At 63.2% G+C, this 15,570-nt stretch carries 15 protein-coding genes; 10 read left to right on the top strand and 5 right to left on the bottom strand.

The features are described from left to right. Positions 1 to 68: 68 nt before the first annotated feature. The 4 genes from ATY75_RS12360 (at position 69) to ATY75_RS12345 (ending at position 3,816) form a co-directional block, all read left to right on the top strand. Complete coding sequence (locus tag ATY75_RS12360) at positions 69 to 1,364, top strand: extensin family protein (protein WP_088937779.1); 1,296 nt, start codon at positions 69 to 71, stop codon at positions 1,362 to 1,364. Positions 1,365 to 1,501: 137 nt separating this feature from the next. Further along, positions 1,502 to 1,849 carry a hypothetical protein gene (locus ATY75_RS12355; protein ID WP_010067496.1) on the top strand — a complete coding sequence of 116 codons (348 nt, stop codon included), beginning with the start codon at positions 1,502 to 1,504 and terminating at the stop codon, positions 1,847 to 1,849. A 156-nt stretch (positions 1,850 to 2,005) separates the two neighbouring features. Then, positions 2,006 to 2,686 carry a TetR/AcrR family transcriptional regulator gene (locus ATY75_RS12350; protein WP_245317564.1) on the top strand — a complete coding sequence of 227 codons (681 nt, stop codon included), beginning with the start codon at positions 2,006 to 2,008 and terminating at the stop codon, positions 2,684 to 2,686. Beyond that, positions 2,683 to 3,816, top strand: coding sequence for an NAD(P)/FAD-dependent oxidoreductase (locus ATY75_RS12345; protein WP_088937777.1), 1,134 nt, complete (start codon positions 2,683 to 2,685; stop codon positions 3,814 to 3,816). The genes ATY75_RS12350 and ATY75_RS12345 overlap by 4 nt, the downstream gene beginning before the upstream one ends. A gap of 90 nt (positions 3,817 to 3,906) precedes the next feature. Here the strand turns inward: ATY75_RS12345 and ATY75_RS12340 are convergent, their stop codons facing one another. After that, a complete protein-coding gene (locus ATY75_RS12340) occupies positions 3,907 to 4,704 on the bottom strand; it encodes a class I SAM-dependent methyltransferase (RefSeq protein WP_088937776.1) in 798 nt (265 codons plus the stop codon). Between the two features lie 256 nt (positions 4,705 to 4,960). On the opposite strand from ATY75_RS12340, the gene ATY75_RS12335 reads away from it, so the two are divergent. Beyond that, entirely contained in the window at positions 4,961 to 5,356 is a 396-nt protein-coding gene (locus ATY75_RS12335) for an Ohr family peroxiredoxin (protein ID WP_088937775.1), read from the top strand. A gap of 106 nt (positions 5,357 to 5,462) precedes the next feature. Then, entirely contained in the window at positions 5,463 to 6,509 is a 1,047-nt protein-coding gene (locus ATY75_RS12330) for a DUF3095 family protein (protein ID WP_088937774.1), read from the top strand. A 26-nt stretch (positions 6,510 to 6,535) separates the two neighbouring features. Here the strand turns inward: ATY75_RS12330 and ATY75_RS12325 are convergent, their stop codons facing one another. The 3 genes from ATY75_RS12325 to ATY75_RS12315 form a co-directional block, all read right to left on the bottom strand. Beyond that, a complete protein-coding gene (locus ATY75_RS12325) occupies positions 6,536 to 6,955 on the bottom strand; it encodes an NUDIX domain-containing protein (protein WP_064841362.1) in 420 nt (139 codons plus the stop codon). Between the two features lie 27 nt (positions 6,956 to 6,982). After that, a complete protein-coding gene (locus ATY75_RS12320) occupies positions 6,983 to 7,477 on the bottom strand; it encodes a MarR family transcriptional regulator (RefSeq protein ID WP_088937773.1) in 495 nt (164 codons plus the stop codon). 138 nt (positions 7,478 to 7,615) lie between these two features. Next, a complete protein-coding gene (locus tag ATY75_RS12315) occupies positions 7,616 to 8,389 on the bottom strand; it encodes a siderophore-interacting protein (protein WP_088937772.1) in 774 nt (257 codons plus the stop codon). Between the two features lie 564 nt (positions 8,390 to 8,953). Here ATY75_RS12315 and ATY75_RS12310 point away from each other — a divergent pair. Beyond that, complete coding sequence (locus ATY75_RS12310) at positions 8,954 to 9,349, top strand: Rap1a/Tai family immunity protein (protein ID WP_088937771.1); 396 nt, start codon at positions 8,954 to 8,956, stop codon at positions 9,347 to 9,349. Between the two features lie 159 nt (positions 9,350 to 9,508). Then, on the top strand, positions 9,509 to 10,468 hold the full coding sequence (locus ATY75_RS12305) for an acetylxylan esterase (RefSeq protein WP_088937770.1): 960 nt from the start codon (positions 9,509 to 9,511) through the stop codon (positions 10,466 to 10,468). A gap of 73 nt (positions 10,469 to 10,541) precedes the next feature. Here ATY75_RS12305 and ATY75_RS12300 read toward each other — a convergent pair whose 3' ends face one another. Beyond that, positions 10,542 to 12,170, bottom strand: coding sequence for a dihydroxyacetone kinase subunit DhaK (locus ATY75_RS12300; RefSeq protein WP_088937769.1), 1,629 nt, complete (start codon positions 12,168 to 12,170; stop codon positions 10,542 to 10,544). A gap of 448 nt (positions 12,171 to 12,618) precedes the next feature. Between ATY75_RS12300 and ATY75_RS12295 the strand changes: the two genes are divergently transcribed. Continuing rightward, a complete protein-coding gene (locus ATY75_RS12295; RefSeq protein WP_088937768.1) occupies positions 12,619 to 14,064 on the top strand; it encodes an MFS transporter in 1,446 nt (481 codons plus the stop codon). A gap of 174 nt (positions 14,065 to 14,238) precedes the next feature. Then, on the top strand, positions 14,239 to 15,303 hold the full coding sequence (locus ATY75_RS12290; protein ID WP_088937767.1) for a histidine kinase dimerization/phosphoacceptor domain -containing protein: 1,065 nt from the start codon (positions 14,239 to 14,241) through the stop codon (positions 15,301 to 15,303). The last annotated feature ends 267 nt before the right edge of the window (positions 15,304 to 15,570 follow it).

Genomic DNA, 15,570 nt, shown 5'->3' with positions numbered 1-15,570 from the left:
GTTTTTAATTAAAATTGGAGTGAGTTTTTTCTGTCACTGCCCAGTCGGCCTGCGGAAGCGATAAGAGTATGGCGTTTGTTTCCTTTCCTCGGCGATCCCTTTTGCCCTTGCTGCTCTCGGTGGCGCTGACGACCTGTTCGATCAGCGATGGGCTGGTGCCGCCGGCCAATGTCGACAGCGGAACCAGGGTCAGCTCGATCTCGCCGTCGCGAGGGGCGGCGCGGATGGCGCCTGCGGTGCGGATGGCGCCCGTGGAAAGCCAGGCCTCCTATCCCGTCTCCAATGCGCCGGTCGGCAACAGCCAAGGTTCCGTCGATTATCTCGACACGCCGAACCTTGCCGGCACTGGTCACGCCGCACCAGCGGCGCAGAACGGGCGCAAACTGCCGATGATCGACAGCGATGAGGCGTCGGCGGCGGGCCAGCCGAGCAGCAATTGGGGCGGCACGAAGAACCTTGCGATCCCTCCCGGCGGCGTCAATATGGATGACGAACTCGGGGCTGAACCCGTCATCGGGTTGGCGCAGGAGCAGCAGCAGCAGATCGCCGAGGGCAACGCCACCGAGCCCGTCGTCGACGGCATCGGCACCGATAATCCGACCCAGCTGAACCAGTCCACGCCGCAGGCGATGCCGCAGCCGGCGGCACAGGCGCAAATGAGCCGGGCGCCCGCCTGGAACGACGGCAGCCCTGTGGTGGCGCCGGCACGCGTTCCGGAAGAGGACGAAAGCGAAGAGGTCGCGATGCTGCGGCCGAACAATCCGATGATGAGCGAGCCGGCAGCCCCCGTCGATCCGAGCGTCATGCCGGCCTCCGAGCTTGCCTGCCGGCGCGAGCTGAAGCGCATGGGTGTGCTCTTCGACGAGAAGCCGCCGATCTCGAACGGGCCGGCCTGCCAGGTGCCGTATCCGGTATCGCTGAAGGGGCTTTCCGGCAATATCGGCGTCAAGCCGGCGGTGACGCTGAACTGCCAGGTGACGCTCGCCTTCGCCAAATGGGTGAAGAACGAGCTGGCGCCGTCTGCCCGCTACCGCTACTGGAGCGGCATCAGAACGATCCAGCCGCTCGGAGGCTATTCCTGCCGTCGCATGAACAACAGCCGGCAGCGATACAATCCGATGTCGGAACACGCCCGCGGCAACGCCATCGACGTCGGCAAGTTCGTGCTGAAGAACGGCCACGAGATCGACGTGCGCAAGAAGGGGCTGTTTTCGCTGCGCGAGGGTCGGCTCCTGAAGGCGGTGCGCACCGATAGCTGCCGTTACTTCAATACGGTGCTCGGGCCGGGCAGCAACCCCGAACACTGGAACCACTTCCACTTCGACCTTCGCTCGCGCAAGAGCGGCAAGGTCTATTGCGACTGATATGCTTTGCCTTGAACCGTGCGGCGCGGGTGCGGCTGTTGTCGCGGCAAATAAGCCCGCTGGCAGAAAATGGTTCATCCCTGCGGTCCAGCGCGCTATAGATCGGTGGAGCGGATTGCCGTTTGAGAGTTGGATCCATGAGCTATGATTTCCATGTCGGCCAGAAGGTCGTCTGCATCAACGACACCTTCAAGCATGTCAGCATCGACCAGCTCATTCGCAAAGGCGAGATCTATACGATCCGTTGGGTGGGCGAATACACCCATTATGTCGACGGCACGTTCATCGGGGTGAAGCTCGCGGAAATCCATCGCGGCAATGACGACGGGCCGGAGGGTTACGGTGCGGCCGACATGCCCTATCGCGCGACGCGCTTCCGGCCACTGGTGAAGGACAAGATCGCATCGCTGCGCAAGCTTCTGGCGCCGACGCCGGATGCGCCGGTCGAGCCGAAGGAAAAGGTCAAGAAGAAAGAGAAGGTCTGACCGGAGCGCTGCCTGCCGCAGCGGCAACATGCCGCTTGCCTTTCGATATCAGCACCATGGTTCGATAGTCGCCGGCTTCTCGCCAAGGAAGGTTGCTCTTGACTCTCCACGACGAACATGTTCGTTAAGATCATGTTCGTCATGGAGCAAGAGTGTATGGCACGACAACCGAAGAGCCGGCGGGAGAGGCCGAGCAAGCCGGCTTTGAGCCGCGAGCGGATCATTGCGGCGGCGCTGGCGCTTTTCCACGAGGAGGGGCTGGAGAAGATCACCATGCGGCGGGTGGCCGCGGTGCTCGATACCGGGCCCGCCTCGCTTTACGTCTATATCCGCGACACGGAGGACCTTCATGCCGAGATCCTCGACGCGCTGCTTGCCGAGATTGCCGCGCCTTCTTCGCCGTCGGACTGGCGCGGCCGGCTGAAGGGCACGCTCCGGAGTTACATGTCCGTGCTTTTCGAGCATCCGGAACTGGCGCGCATGGCGATGTCGACCATGCCGAGCGGAGCGAATTATCTGGTGCTGGTGGAGAAGATCCTGACGCTCCTGAAGGAGGGCGACGTGCCGGATGCCGAGACGGCATGGGCAGTCGACCTGCTGCTGCTGTTTGCGACGGCGCAGGCAGCCGAGAAGGCGGCCTGGAAAGCATCCTCGCGCTCACCCTCGGATTTTTCCTCACTGACCGCGGCGATCGAAACCGCCAACGCCGAGATCCTGCCGAACATCTCGCGGCTCGGCGCAGGCCTGTTCTCGGGCGGCGGCGACCGGCTGGAATGGGGCTTCGACGTGCTGATTAACGGCATTCTGGCGACACGACGGGCGGAGACGAAGCCATGATCACTATTCTTGGCGCCGGCCTCGGCGGGCTCGTTCTCGCCCGCATCCTGCATATCAACGGGGTCGATGTGCGGATCTTCGAAAGCGAGGCTTCCGCATCAGCGCGTCATCAGGGCGGCATGCTCGACATGCACGTGGAGACCGGCCAGATGGCGCTTGAGGCCGCCGGCCTTTACGATGAGTTCCGTCGGATCGTGCTCAAGGGCGGCGATGCGCTCCGCGTGCTCGACAAGACCGGCAGGGTGTACCTTGCCGAGGCCGGCAACGATCTGCGTCCGGAGGTCGAGCGCGGTCAATTGCGAGCCATGCTGATCGCGTCATTGCCCGAAGGGATCATCCAGTGGGGACATCGCGCCACCGAGGTCGCCGCCGCGATGGACGGCGGTTACATCATCACCTTTGCGGACCGGCGGTCGGTCAGGGTGAATACGCTGATCGGCGCCGATGGCGCCTGGTCGAAGGTTCGGCCGCTGCTGACCGATATCCGGCCGGTCTATACCGGCCTGTCCTTTGCGGAAGCGCGGCTGACGGAAGTGTCCTCGCGGTTTCCAGAACAGGCCGAGATCGTCGGGAAGGGGACGATGATGGCGGTTTCCGAGCACAAAGGCATCCTGGCCCATCGCGAGCCGGGCGATGTGATCTGCAGCTACGCCGCTTTCGAGGCGCCGGCCGAATGGTCGGCCGAGATCATGTCGGAGGCCGGAGGCTTGTTCGAAGACGTGTTGAAACGTTTCGGCGACTGGGATCGGTCGCTCGTCGATCTCATCGCCAGAAGCGAGAAGCCTTTAGTCGCGAGGCCGCTCTTTGCTTTGCCCGTCGGCCATCGCTGGGGCCGCAGGGCCGGTGTCACCCTGATCGGCGATGCCGCACATCTTATGTCGCCCTTTGCCGGTGAGGGAGCCAATCTCGCCATGCGCGACGGCGCGGATCTGGCCCAGGCCATCATCGCTGACGGCGACGATATCGAGGCGGCGCTCGCCTGCTACGAGGCCGCCATGTTTCCCCGCAGCGAAAGCGCCGCTCAGGAATCGGCCGCGGGCCTCAATCGCTGCTTCAACGCCCAGGCGCCGCGTCCTCTCGTCGATTTCTTCCTCGGCATGCATTCAGATGTGGAGGCGATTGTTACGTGATCGGCGACGCCGGGAATTCTTCGCGCTCACCGCCAGTGTCTGCATCTCGAGGATCTCGGCCGGCCGCGATCCTGAAAGGCGGCGATCCGATCAGGCCGGCTTCCTGCTGAGGAACAGCCCTGTCTCTTTGCTGACATCGAGCGCACCGCTGCCTTGCCTGAAGGCATCGGCGATGGCCTGGCGGAAGTGACTGAGTTCAGGCTCGTCGGCGCCTTCGCCGGGCGGATAGGAAGTCAGCGCCAGAAAGACATCCTCGGGCTCGGTGATCCGCATGCTTGCCGGATACTGCGATATGGCGACGCTACCGAATTGCGTCCGCATCATCTGCTCGGCGGCGTCATATCCAAAGGCGGCGGCGGCCGGGTCGGTCGGCGCGCTGCCGAAGACGGTCGTCAGCCGATAGATCTCGCGCATGTTGCCGATGCCGTTGGTCGTGACCGCGAGAAAGCCGCCCGGTTTCAGCACCCTCGCCATCTCCGCGATGCCGGCGGCCGGATCGGGCAGGTGATAGAGCATATGCATGGCGATCACGAAATCGAAGGCGCCGTCTTCGAAGGGGAGTGCCGCGGCATCGGCCTGGCAGCCTCGAACGGAGGCGAAGGGCAGTGCGCTGCAGCGTGCCACTGCGTCGTCGACCATGCCTGACGAAAGGTCAGCGAGCGTCAGGTGCAGATTCTCCGGCAGCAGACCCGCCGTTGCCGCCCAGAACCATGCCGGCCCGCAGCTGACGTCGAGGACGCGATCTGCCGGTTTCAAAGGCAGCCGCGCTGCAACCCACGGAAACCAGCCCGTTTCGGCGATGGTGTATTCGGTATGAAGCCTGGCGCGGGCGGTGAGCTTGCGGCTGTCGCCATATTGTGCCGCATTGCCTTCGGTTATGGAGGACATCTGAACTCTCCACCTGCCTCGTGAAGCCTCGGCTCAAAGGCGAGCCTATAGGGAGCTTCGTTCCCGGACAAGATGTGACTATGCGCAACCGGTCGAGCCTGGCTGCAGGCCCGCCCCGGACGTCTGCCGTCTGCAAGTAAATAAATCGTATCCGATTAAATCGGAATGTTGTTGACAGCAAATTCGCTGCGGCGTATTAGAGCGCGTCCGATTTAAGCGGATGCGATAAACAGTGATCAAACCAAAGGATACGACAATGACTGAGAAGCTTCTTTTCGCCGGCAAAACCCACATCGTCGGCGGCCGCAACGGCTATGCACGCAGCAGCGACGGCACGCTCGACATCAAGCTGCCACAACCGCATCCGGCGGCCGAAAACCTGTTCGGCGCCGCCTGGTCGGCCTGTTATATCGGCGCCATCGAACTCGCCGCCGCGCAACGGAAGATCACGCTGCCTGCCGGTCCCGAGGTCGATGCCGAGATTACGCTCAATGGCGATAACGGCTCATACTTCCTGCGTGCACGGCTCAATGTCAGCCTGGCAGGCATCGATCGCGCGATCGCACAGGAGCTGATCGAGGCGGCCCATGGCATCTGCCCTTATTCCAAGGCGGTCCACGGCAATATCGACGTCGAAACCAAGCTTATCTGAGCGGGAGGGCCGGCCTCGTGCCGTCATCTTCAAGCGGGGGTCTGCCGATCGGCGGCAGACCCGTTTCTGAACTGGCAGCAACCCCTGCCGATCCGGAGAAAGTGCCATGATCAACAGCCACGCGGCGCCGCGCCGGGCCTATGATGAGTTTTCTCTGGTGCTCGATCCCGAGGTCTACGAGCCGCTGCCCGACGATTGGCTGATCGGCATTACCGACGTCTTCAACTCGACCGCGGCGATCCGCGCGGGGCGCTATGAAGACGTCAATTATGCAGGCGCATCGATCATCGCCGCCCTCGGCAATGCCTGGGGTTCGTTCGACTTTCCCTTCGTGTTTCGCGGAGACGGAGCAGCCTTCGCCTTGCCGGCGAATGGCATCATGGCCGCGACCTCGGCCTTGCGTGATGTCGCGGGCTTCGCCAGAACCGATCTTCATCTCGACCTGCGCGTCGGGCTCGTCACGGTCGGTGAAATCCGCGCGAACGGGCGCGATGTCAGGATCGCGCGCTATGCCGCTTCCGAGAGCGCGACCTATGCGATGTTTGCCGGCGGTGGGCTCAAATGGGCGGAACAGCAGATCAAGAGCGGCCGCTTTCTGGTGAAGCCCGGCCGTTATGCGATGCGGCCTGACCTGACGGGCTTGAGCTGCGATTGGGCGCCGTTCCCGAGCCAGCGCGGCGAGATCCTGTCGTTGTTGGTCGAGCCTCGCGACCAGACGCGCCCGGAGGTCTTTGCGGCGCTGGCGAAGCGCGTGCTTGCGGTTTTCGATGCCGCGCCGCGCCGGTCCCGTCCGTTTTTTGGAGAGACGGCGATAGCCAGGGGGAGTGCGAAGCTGGTCAGCGCAAAACGCTGGTCGGAGGTCGCCTCCAATTCCGATTTCCGCAAGTTCGACGACGGGCTACGGCTGACGCTCGACTGCGCGCCGGACCAGATCGACGCCGTCGAAGCCATCCTCGTTGCGGCACGAGCGCGCGGCGAGATTGATTTCGGGCTGCACCGGCAGTCGCATGCGCTGATGACCTGCCTCCTGCCGTCGGGCCGGCCGGATTCACACCTGCATTTCCTCGACGGAATGGGCGGCGGTTATGCCAGGGCGGCCGAGATGATGGAGGAGGGCGCACGTCGGGAGGTGGTCCCGCAACTGGCGCTATAGGCTAAGGCAGCGCCACGTCTGCTCGATCACCATGCCTGTTGGCTCGTTTTCGGCCTGAGCAGGTTTAGGAGCATTTCAACAAGTTGCGGCGGCGCCAGCTCGGTTTCGCATTCGATCTCGGCGGCAGTAAACCATCTGAGCCCGGTGTGTTCGTCACCGATAAGTCGCGGAGAGCCGTGCCATCGGTCGACGTGATAGACATGGAAGGTGGCGAATGACCCGGGCGGGCTTTCCGAAATGAATTTTCCGGTAAATAGCCAGCGCTGCGGCGTCACGCCGATTTCTTCCAGCAATTCCCGGCGCATTGCCGTCTCGGCATCTTCGCCGTCTTCGACATGACCGCCCGGCAGGCTCCATCGATCCGGGTGGGTCCTGCGCTCCGAGCTTCGCCTTGCGAGAAGAACGGCCCCCTTCCCAATCAATGCGCCGATTGCGATCTCGGGCATGTCACCGAGTGCCGAAATGGGCCGCGATCACGATTTTTCCGGTTCGGCCTGCGCCCGCAACAGGTTGTCGCGCAGCCGCGTCACCGATTTCTGTACGATGGGGAAATCGTCGCCGAGGCCGGTAGCCTCGGTCAGGGAGGAGCCGGGATTGGTTTCGAGAATTGCGCGTCCCGCCGGCGTCAGGCTGACACGCACCTGGCGTTCGTCGGCGGGATCACGATGGCGGGTGATAAAACCGACGGTCTCCAGCTTCTTGAGAATGGGCGTCAGCGTGTTGGATTCGAGAAACAGCTTTTCCCCCAGCATGCTGACCGTCTGGTCGTCCTGCTCCGAGAGGGCCACCATGGCGATATACTGGGTGTAGGTCAGGCCGAGCGCGTCCAGGATCGGCTTGTAGGCCCGGCCGAAGGCGAGGTTGGCCGAATAGACCGCAAAACACAGGAAATTCGAAAGCTTCCTGCCGTCCGTGCCTGGGGCAGCGGACACAGGCACGGACTGTTTCGCTGTTTTGGAGCTGGGCATGGGGATTCCTATGAAGGCTCTGGTTGCCAGGACATATACATCGCATCCGATTAAATCGCAATGAGCCTTGAGCTATTTTCGAACGGCGTGTCCGGCCGTCGCCCCAGCTTCCGCAGCGGCGGCCAGCGTCGGCGTGGGTTAGCCGAACTTCTCCGTCGTATCGGCCTTGCCGAACACCCAGTAGCCGGCTGCCTTGATCCAGCTCAGCGGGTAGCCCCGTTCCGTCAAAAGATAGGCACGGATATCGCGCGTCACCGCGGCTTCCGCCGCGACCCAGATGAATGTTTCCGGCTGGATATCGACCGTACGCAGCAGTTTCAGGAGTGCCGCGGCATCGGTTGCCTCAGAGAGAGGCCGGTGCGCCCAATGGACGTCAAGGTCGGCGCGGGTGTCGAAGGTCTGCTCGTCCTGCGGGCCGCTGACGGCGGCGATCGCTGTGATGACCGTTCCGGCCGCACTCTCCTCGATCCGGCGGCCGATCGCCGGCAGCGCCGTTTCGTCGCCGATCAGCAGCCACCTCGTCACTGCCTTCGAGACCACGGCGGAGCCTCTTGGCCCGCCGATCTCAAGTCTGTCGCCGAGGCCTGCGCCGATCGCCCATTGGGTCACCGGGCCTGCCTCATGCAGGGCGAAGTCGATGGTCAATCTCCGCTCGGCATTGTCATAACGGCGCGGCGTATAATCCCGGCGCTCTTCCCCGCCATCGGTGGCGGGAACGAAGATCTTGATATGATCGTCGGGCGCAAGGCTGGTGAAATCGGCAAGATCGTCGCCGGTCAGGGTGATGCGGCGCATGCCGGGGGTGATATCGACGACGCTTTCAACCGTCAGTGCGCGCCGGCGCGTCTCGTGGCGCACCCGCTCGATGCCGGGGGCCGGTGAAGTCTGCTCTTTGAATTGATTGTTATCCATGTGTCCTCAGGAGCTTTTGGAGCTCGATCCGCAGGACACAGTCGCGCAGATCGAAGCCGCAAAGCCGTTCGATCATACGCGTTGAGTGACGTTAACGCTTACGTGGCCGGGTGACCCGGCCATTGACGGGGATGATGTAGCTGAGAGCGGCTGTATGCGCAACGGCAAGAAAGCTGGGAAACCTGATCATTGCCGAAGTTTTACTTTCAGGAGCCGGTACGCCCGGGCACTGTCGGCCGGTCAGGCGAAAGCAGACCGGGCCGTTCATCAATTTTCTCACCAGGAGCCTCCGGGAGCCGACCATTCTCGAACTCGAAATCTCCTTCGAGCGGGAGTGTCGTAAGTTCAATCAGCGCGTGGACACGCGGTGGCTGGATTCCTGTGACAGGCACCGAAGGAGAGGGCCGGGCCGTCTCCCCCTCAGCGGTGTTTTGTCGACCTCGCAAGCACACAAGTTGCAGCTAATTTCAACTTTTGAATGCGGCAAAAGGATAACACTTTTGAAGCTCATTTCCGACACTTTCCCGATCGAAGCTCCGCGCCATCGAGAGCTAGGGAGCTGTGATGTCGGGGATTCTTATCGCCACGCTGTTGGCAACGGTTTCAGCAAAGATTCCCGCCGGACTATCCAGCGGCAACATGCTTTATTCTGATTGCAGCGGATCCCGGCAGTTTGTCGTCGGATATGTTGCCGGTTGGTTGGACAAATGGAATAGTGACGAGTATCTCGCCCGTCGCATTTTTACCGAAGCCGCTCCCCGACCCAGCAGGATGGTGAACTCGGCGCATTTTGCAATTGCCGTTGGCGTCAACGTCTGTATCCCCGAGGGAATCACGGCGGAAGCGATCGGCAATACGCTCTGCACGTTCCTGGAAGAGAATCCCGGCATACGCGAAGCGACCGGCGACGAGCTGATGATGACTTTGGTTCACTATAAATACCACTGCCCGCTTCCCTAGGGGAAAACACACCAGCTCGCCGACTTCGAGGGAACGGCTGAGCGAGGCGGCGGCGTTCAGTATGTAGGCGCGCATGCGGCGCGAGGCCATTTCGCCGTCGGTTTGACCGTCAAGATAGCATGTCTTGCGCGGCCGGCCGTTTCACGGGACAAAGCCCGAATGAGTATTCCGACGACACATCCCTTTGATTTCGACCCCACCTACGGCATGCAGCTCGAAGACCTGCTGGCGATCGAGCCGCCGGAGGAGCCTGATGGTTTCGACGCGTTCTGGCAGGCGCGGTATCGCAAGGCGCTGACGGTCGATCCGCAGCCGGTGCTGTCCCGGAGCGAACTTACCCATCCCGATTGGCAGGTGCTCGACCTCGTCTATCGCTCCACCGACGCGTTCCGGATCGGCGGCTGGCTGATGCTGCCGCGTCAGGGGGAGGTGCGGCGCGGCCTTGTCGTGAGCCACGGTTACGGCGGACGGGACAGACCGGATTTCGATCTGCCGGTGAAGGATACGGCGCTCATCTTTCCCTGCTGCCGCGGATTGTCGCTGAGTGCCCATCCGCCGATTTCGCAGAACCCGTCCTGGCATGTGCTGCACGATATCGACAAGAAGGATTCCTATATCATCGGCGGCCGCGTCGAGGATATCTGGCTTGCCGTCTCGACGCTCGCCGCGCTGTATCCCTGGCTTTCACGGCATGTCGGCTATAGCGGCATCAGCTTCGGCGGCGGCGTCGGGGCGATGGCGATCGCCTATGATGACCGCATCGATCGCGGCCATCTGGCACTGCCGAGCTTCGGGCATCAGCCGCTGCGCCTCACGCTGCCGAGCGTCGGCAGCGCGCAATCGGTGCAGGAATATCAGGCGGAACATGGAAATGTGCTGGAGACGCTCAGCTTCTACGATGCCGCGACCGCCGCGCGGCGGATCAAGGTGCCGATGCTGACGGCAGTGGCGCTTTTCGATCCTGCCGTCGCCCCGCCCTGCCAGTTCGCCGTCGCCAATTCGATGCCGAAGTTCAATGAAATCTTCATCCTGGACGCCGGGCATTTCGACGCCCCTGGAGGCGCCGAGCAAGAGGCGGTTCTCCGCGACAAGATCGGACAGTTTTTCACGGTGCCATGAACCGCGAATATCTGCGCCGGTACGGCCGCGCTCATCGCACCGGCGCCTGGCGGAAGATGGCTGCGCTTGACGTTTAAAGGCTCGCCACCACGGCGAAGGCCGCGGCGACTGCGGCAGCGCCGGGATCGGCGACATCGGCAAGATCCCTTTCGCCGACATAGGAGGAACGTCCGGCTCTTGCCCTGGTCATCGCCTTCGTCGATTCCGCGCCTGATGCCGCCGCTTTTGCGGCTTCTTCGACATCGCCGGAGGCGAGCGCATGCAGCGCCGGCGAGAGCGCGTCGACCATCGTCCGGTCACCGACTTCGGCTCCGCCGTAGAAGGTCATCCGCTCGAGGCCGGCGAGAAGCGCTGCCGATATATCCGATTTGTCAGCCATCGCCTTGGCCGCCGCGGTGAAGAAAATCGACAGCAGCACGCCGCTCGATCCGCCCATGCTGGTGCCGAGGATATCGCCGATCGCGGCAAGGGTTTCCGCCGGCCGGTCGAGCGGCAGCGTGTCGAGGCGAGTGAGCAGGCTGCGGGCGCCCGTTGCCACCGTCGAGCCGGTATCGCCGTCGCCGACGCGGGCGTCCAGGCGGTTGAGCTCGTCTTCCAGCGAAATCAGATGCTCGCAGAGTGCGGTGATCAGACGGCGATTATGGGAATTCTCGCCGGCTTCCGCTTTGCGGCTGGCCGTCCTCGGCGCGGCAATGATCTCGATCTCATGGCGCTCGACGGCGGGCATCCAGGCATGCGGTTCGACATCGGCCGTCAGCGCCGCCTTACGCTCGGCATCGAGTGGGATCAGCGACAGCGAGAAGCCGTTCATGTTGAGCGCGGTCATGACAGGTGCCGGGCCGATGATCAGGCGGGTGCGGCGGCCAAGCGGTGAGGAGAGCACGGCGTGAGCGATGACCGCCATTTCGAGCGGCGGCACGGCGCCGAGATTGTTGATCAGCAGCGCATGATCGCCGACATCGCCAAGCGTTGCCGAGAGGCGGGCTGACATGGTGGCGACGATATCGGCGACCGGCTGCAGCGTGATGCGCTCGACGCCCGGCTCGCCATGGATGCCAAGGCCGAGTTCGCCCTCGTCGGCGCCGAGACGATCCTCATGGGTCTGGCCGGGCACGCTGCAGGTGGAAAGCGACATGCCGAGCGAGACGATATCGCCGGCGGCACCTCTGGCCCGAGCTGCGACCGTCTTCAGGTCTTCACCTCGTTCGGCGTGGTAGCCCGCGATCTTATGGACGAACAGCGTGCCGGCGACGCCGCGCGGCTGGTTGATGCCGGGCAGGGCGATATCGTCGGCGACGATGACCATCTCGACGTCGAAGCCTTCGGCGCGGGCCTTTTCGGCGGCAAGGCCGAAATTCAGGCGGTCGCCGGTGTAATTCTTGACGATCAGCAGGGCGCCGCTCGGCCCGGTCACCGCCCGGATCGCCGTCAGCACCGCATCGACGCTCGGCGAGGCGAAGATCTCGCCCGAGACGGCGGCAGTCAGCATGCCCCTGCCGACGAAGCCGGCATGCGAGGGCTCGTGGCCGGCGCCGCCGCCCGAGATGATCGCCACCTTCGACTTGTCCCAGTCGGCGCGCAGGATCACCTTGATGTCGGGAAAGCTGTCGAGGCGGGCAAGACGGCCCTTGGCGCTCGTCTGAAGGAGGCCGTCCAGGGCTTCGGTGACGATCGTTTCCCGGCGATTGAAGAAATGTTTCATCGACTGAGACCTCGTTCGTTGGTTTGCGTCGCCCTGCCTTTTTGCCGCCGGCAAGCGGCGCTGTCCACCGCCTTTGCGAAAAACCGGTTTCCGCCGTGACGACTGAGGCAAGTGATACTTTGACGAATCGTTAAATTTCCTTCGCAGGCGTACCGATACAGCGAAATCTGGCCTCGCTGCGCAACGTACCTCAGGCTATGGACGTCACGCCGCTCCTGTTTTCCCGGGAGCGGTTCAAACTTGGCCTCGCTCCGGCGGGGCCTTTTTCTTACGCGGCCCGCCGCGCCGGGAATATCCCGCGCAGTGCGAGATTTAGCCTTTCCAGCCTGAAGTAACGAGCGTATGCACCCAGTGCGCGGCTCTTCCGCGTATCCCCGCGCGGCAGATCTCCGATCGGCTTCCTTCCTGTTTTCCTGCCGCGGTATCCAGAATTTTCATTGGCAGATCGATGGCAACGGCAGAGACGAGCGAGAATGAGCAAGAGGCGGCAAGCGGCCGCCAGGCGAAGATCGTGGCGCTGGTCGTTGCCGTTTCCTTCTTCATGCAGATCCTCGACGGCACGATCGTCGCCACCTCGCTGCCGCAGATGGCGGCAAGCTTTGACGTCCAGCCGGTGTCGATGAGCATTGGCATCACCGTCTACATGCTGACGATGGCCGCCTTCATTCCGCTGTCGGGCTGGCTCGGCGACAGATTCGGCGCGCGCCGTATCTTCCTGATGTCGATCGCCGTCTTCACCGCGGCCTCGCTGTTTTGCGGGCTCTCCGGCAGCCTCACGGAATTCGTGCTTTGGCGCGCCGTCCAGGGTGCTGGCAGCGCGCTGATGACGCCGGTCGGGCGCATCATCGTGCTGAAGAACGCCCGTAAATCCGAGCTCGTCCAGGCGATCGCGCTGATCACCTGGCCGGCGCTGACCGCACCTGTGGTCGGCCCGGTGCTCGGCGGCGTCATCACCACCTATGCCAGCTGGCACTGGAACTTTCTCATCAATATTCCGATCGGCATTCTCGGTATTGGGTTGGTGCTGCGCTTCGTGCCGGAGCAGCGCGAAACCGATCCCGGCCGGCTCGATCTCGTCGGCTTCGTTCTGAGCGCTGCAGGTCTGACCTTTCTGCTCGCCGCCCTGGAGCTTTCGGTCAAATGGGACGGCGGGCTTTTGCCGGTCCTGCTCATGCTTGCAGCCGGTATCGTGCTGTCTGTGATGGCGACCCGGCATTTCCTCACCGTCGACAATCCGCTGCTCGACCTGTCGGCCTTCCGCGTCCAGACCTTCTCGATGTCGACGCTGTCGGCGGGCACGGCCTGCCGGGTGGCGATCAATGCGACGCCGTTCCTGCTGCCGCTGTTGTTCCAGCTCGGTTTCGGGCTGAGCTCGATTGCCGCCGGCACCTATCTGCTCGTCTATTTCCTCGGCAATCTCGGCATGAAGACGGTGACGACGCCGCTCTTGCGCGTCTTCGGCTTCCGCACGGTGCTTGTGCTCAATGGGCTGATCGCCGCGCTTTCGATCGCCGCCTGCGGTTTCCTGTCGCCGGATACACCGCGGTTTGTCATTCATGCGCTGCTTTTCCTCGCCGGCCTGTCGCGGTCGATGGAATTCACCGCGCTGAACACGCTCGCCTTCGCCGATATCGGCCCGGCACAGCGCAGCTCCGCCTCGACACTGTCGAGCATGCTGCAGCAGGCGTCGATGCTGCTCGGTGTCGCGGTGGCGGCGGCCGTGCTCAATATCGCCTCGGCTGTCAGGGGCGCCGACAATCCCGCGCTTGCCGATTTCCGTTGGGCTTTCGTCGTGGTCGGCGCGATCGGCGTCATGTCGTCATTGCGCTTCCTGCAATTGCCGGCTGAGGCAGGGGCCGAAGTATCCGGTCATCGGAAATTTCGGGAAAATTAACGCGCCGGCGGAACCCATCGGGCCGCGCGGTGTTTCGCGACATCCTCTCTCTGTGCCGCCGGCGACAAGGGCGCCGCTGTTTACCGCAGGCGGCCAATGCAATACGACATTGCCATGCGGACGACTCGGACGCTTACCGGCGGTCGTCGCTGTGAGAGAAAGCCGGGAGACGGAATGAGCAATTCTAGCGGCGATGCGGATGCCCTGATCCACATCCTCTATATCGATGACGATGAGGGGCTCGCCCTCTTGATGCAGAAGAATCTGAGCCGGCGGGGCTTTTCGGTCGAATGGGCGCCGAACGGTGCTGCCGGCCTTGCCAGGCTCGGCGAAGGCGGCTTCGACGCCGTGGTGCTCGATCATGTCCTGGCTGACGAGATCGGCCTCGACATTCTGCCCTGCATCATGGCGCAGCCGAATCATCCGCCGGTCATTTACGCGACCGGCTCGGATGATACCAGCATCGCGGTCGCGGCGCTCAAGGCCGGCGCCGACGATTACATGCTCAAGGGGATCTCGGCCGATTATTTCGACCTGCTCGCCGCCGCCCTGGAACAGGCGCTGGAGCGGGCGCGTTTTCGCCGCGAGACGGCGCAGGCGCAAGAGGTGATCCGCCAGCAGCGCGATCTTGCCGAAATGCTGCTTGCCGAGGTCAATCACCGCATCGCCAACAGCCTCGGCCTGGTCGGCGCGCTGATCCGCATGCAATCCTCGATGACCAAGGATCAGGTGGCGATCGATGCGCTGCACGAAACGCAGATGCGTATCAACGCCATCGCCAGCGTGCACCGCCGGCTCTATACCAACCGGCAGGTCGGCTCGGTGCAGGTCGACGAATATCTGGACAGTCTGCTGACCGAACTCGAAGCCTCGATGCGCGACGACAAGCGGCCGCACCGCATCGTGCTGACCGCTGAACCGGTCAATCTGGCGACCGACAAGGTGATCACGCTCGGGCTGATCGTCAGCGAACTCGTCACCAATGCCTTCAAATATGCCTATCCGGACAGCGTACCGGGCGAGATCCGCGTCTTTGTCGATCAGACGGACGAGGCGCTGAGGGTTGTCGTCGAGGATGATGGGGCAGGGTTCGATCCGGAGAGCCCGGCGCGGGGAACGGGGCTCGGCGCGCGTATTCTGACGGCCATGGCCGCGAGCTTGAAATCGGATCTAGCCTATGATCCCGGACATGACGGGACGAAGGCGACGCTGGTGTTTTCGTTGAGCGAGGGGAAGTAGGGTTTTGCGCAGCAGAATTTTGCGCAATGGCGGCCATATTTCAAGAAGTCTGCCCCTCACCCTAACCCTCTCCCCGTTCTGACGGGGAGAGGGGACGTGCCATACGAGAGGTGAGTGGGGACGGAAAGCTTGCGGCGATCCCCCTTCGCCCCGCGCGCGGGGAGAGCGACTGTCTTCTTTGTCAAGCGTTTTGCCATGGTCGTCCGTCCCTGATGATGGCGTTGAGGATGGTGAGCAGCTTGCGCATGGTGGCGACGGTTGCGACGA

Source organism: Rhizobium sp. N122 (genome assembly GCF_002211295.1).
In the GTDB taxonomy this organism is placed as follows: domain Bacteria; phylum Pseudomonadota; class Alphaproteobacteria; order Rhizobiales; family Rhizobiaceae; genus Rhizobium.
This window is presented reverse-complemented; position numbering and strand designations above follow the sequence as displayed.

What these genes read in the sequence shown, in the direction of transcription:
- ATY75_RS12330 (WP_088937774.1), top strand. Translation starts at nt 5,463, where the DNA reads ATGATCAACAGCCACGCGGCGCCGCGCCGGGCCTATGATGAGTTTTCT.
- ATY75_RS12360 (WP_088937779.1), top strand. Translation starts at nt 69, where the DNA reads ATGGCGTTTGTTTCCTTTCCTCGGCGATCCCTTTTGCCCTTGCTGCTC.
- ATY75_RS12335 (WP_088937775.1), top strand. Translation starts at nt 4,961, where the DNA reads ATGACTGAGAAGCTTCTTTTCGCCGGCAAAACCCACATCGTCGGCGGC.
- ATY75_RS12355 (WP_010067496.1), top strand. Translation starts at nt 1,502, where the DNA reads ATGAGCTATGATTTCCATGTCGGCCAGAAGGTCGTCTGCATCAACGAC.
- ATY75_RS12345 (WP_088937777.1), top strand. Translation starts at nt 2,683, where the DNA reads ATGATCACTATTCTTGGCGCCGGCCTCGGCGGGCTCGTTCTCGCCCGC.
- ATY75_RS12295 (WP_088937768.1), top strand. Translation starts at nt 12,619, where the DNA reads ATGGCAACGGCAGAGACGAGCGAGAATGAGCAAGAGGCGGCAAGCGGC.
- ATY75_RS12350 (WP_245317564.1), top strand. Translation starts at nt 2,006, where the DNA reads ATGGCACGACAACCGAAGAGCCGGCGGGAGAGGCCGAGCAAGCCGGCT.
- ATY75_RS12300 (WP_088937769.1), bottom strand. Translation starts at nt 12,170, where the DNA reads ATGAAACATTTCTTCAATCGCCGGGAAACGATCGTCACCGAAGCCCTG.
- ATY75_RS12315 (WP_088937772.1), bottom strand. Translation starts at nt 8,389, where the DNA reads ATGGATAACAATCAATTCAAAGAGCAGACTTCACCGGCCCCCGGCATC.
- ATY75_RS12305 (WP_088937770.1), top strand. Translation starts at nt 9,509, where the DNA reads ATGAGTATTCCGACGACACATCCCTTTGATTTCGACCCCACCTACGGC.
- ATY75_RS12310 (WP_088937771.1), top strand. Translation starts at nt 8,954, where the DNA reads ATGTCGGGGATTCTTATCGCCACGCTGTTGGCAACGGTTTCAGCAAAG.
- ATY75_RS12340 (WP_088937776.1), bottom strand. Translation starts at nt 4,704, where the DNA reads ATGTCCTCCATAACCGAAGGCAATGCGGCACAATATGGCGACAGCCGC.
- ATY75_RS12320 (WP_088937773.1), bottom strand. Translation starts at nt 7,477, where the DNA reads ATGCCCAGCTCCAAAACAGCGAAACAGTCCGTGCCTGTGTCCGCTGCC.
- ATY75_RS12290 (WP_088937767.1), top strand. Translation starts at nt 14,239, where the DNA reads ATGAGCAATTCTAGCGGCGATGCGGATGCCCTGATCCACATCCTCTAT.
- ATY75_RS12325 (WP_064841362.1), bottom strand. Translation starts at nt 6,955, where the DNA reads ATGCCCGAGATCGCAATCGGCGCATTGATTGGGAAGGGGGCCGTTCTT.